The sequence below is a fragment of the Phocaeicola sp. RTP21198st1_B8_RTP21198_201120 genome, assembly GCF_040929485.1.
Lineage (GTDB): Bacteria > Bacteroidota > Bacteroidia > Bacteroidales > Bacteroidaceae > Phocaeicola > Phocaeicola dorei.
Genome location: NZ_JBCOCI010000537.1, coordinates 1 through 1058 on the forward strand (window position 1 = coordinate 1; position 1058 = coordinate 1058).

Consider the following 1058-nt stretch of genomic DNA (forward strand, 5'->3'; position numbering starts at 1 on the left):
TCCAAGAAGATATACAGAATCAATGATTGCTGGAAAAACATCCCGGAACAATCTTATCTGTATAGTTCAGCTTTTACAGAAGCTTTACTGGCACATCCCGAAAGAGAGAGTATCCCGCAAAGTTATAAGAAAGGACTGGTTATCAAAGCCTACGCTCCACATATCAACAAAGATTATTGTCTGGCGATCTGTGGTAACCAGAAATCATTAGGCCACTGGGACCCGGAGAAAGCGGTTCTAATGAGTGATGCCAATTTCCCGGAGTGGCAGATAGAGCTGGATGCCAGCAAACTAAAATACCCGCTGGAATACAAATTCATCCTCTACAACAAACAAGAAAAGAAAGCGGACTGCTGGGAGAAAAACCCCAACCGTTATCTGGCAGACCCGGAACTGAAGACAAACGAAACGCTCGTGATCTCCGACCGGTATGCCTATTTCGACATTCCTGCCTGGAAAGGTGCGGGAATCGCTATACCTGTATTCTCCTTAAAATCGGAGAAAAGTTTTGGAGTAGGTGATTTTGGTGACTTGAAACGTATGATCGACTGGGCAGTGAGCACCCATCAGAAAGTTATTCAGATTTTACCGGTCAACGATACCACCATGACTCATGCATGGATCGACTCTTACCCCTATAACAGTATTTCCATTTATGCCTTCCACCCGATGTATGCGGATATCAAGCAAATGGGAACTCTGAAAGATAAAGAAGCCGCATCAAAATTCAGCAAAAAGCAAAAGGAGCTGAACAGCCTGCCTGCCATTGACTACGAAGCAGTCAACCAGACAAAATGGGAGTTTTTCAACTTACTATTCCGGCAGGAAGGAGAAAAGGTTTTGGCCTCCAAAGGTTTCAAAGACTTCTTTGAAGCCAACAAAGAATGGTTGCAACCCTATGCAGTCTTCAGTTATCTGCGCGACGCCTACAAAACACCCAATTTCCGTAAATGGCCACGACACTCTGTTTATAATGCGGAAGATATAGAAAAAATGTGCCAGCCGGAAACTGTAGACTATCCTCATATCTCATTGTATTACTATATTCAGTATCACCT

At 43.7% G+C, this 1058-nt stretch carries 1 protein-coding gene; it reads left to right on the top strand.

The window, feature by feature from the left end; genetic code table 11:
- On the top strand, positions 1–1058 hold a 1058-nt coding region (locus AB5935_RS27895; protein WP_368328088.1), incomplete at both ends, for a 4-alpha-glucanotransferase.